The organism is Rhizobium redzepovicii (assembly GCF_019793435.1).
Taxonomy (GTDB): Bacteria; Pseudomonadota; Alphaproteobacteria; order Rhizobiales; family Rhizobiaceae; genus Rhizobium; species Rhizobium redzepovicii.
This window is the reverse complement of record NZ_JAILYH010000128.1, coordinates 1-255: the sequence shown is the minus strand read 5'-3', so window position 1 is coordinate 255 and position 255 is coordinate 1. Positions and strand designations below refer to the sequence as shown.

Below are 255 nucleotides of genomic sequence, written 5' to 3'. Positions count from 1 at the left end.
TGTACCGCAAGGACCTGTTCGACGCTGCCGGCCTGAAAATGCCCGACGCGCCGACCTGGGACTTCATTGCCGACGCTGCCCGCAAGATCACCAACAAGGACAAGGAAGTCTACGGCATCTGCCTGCGTGGCAAGGCCGGCTGGGGCGAGAACATGGCCTTCCTGACGGCCATGTCCAATTCCTTCGGCGCCCGCTGGTTCGACGAGAAGTGGAAGCCGCAGTTCGATCAGCCGGAATGGAAGGACACGCTCGATT

At 61.6% G+C, this 255-nt stretch carries 1 protein-coding gene; it reads left to right on the top strand.

Annotated elements, in window-relative coordinates:
• A partial coding sequence (locus K6N12_RS33895) for an extracellular solute-binding protein (protein ID WP_222135300.1) occupies nucleotides 1–255 on the top strand: 255 nt, incomplete at both ends.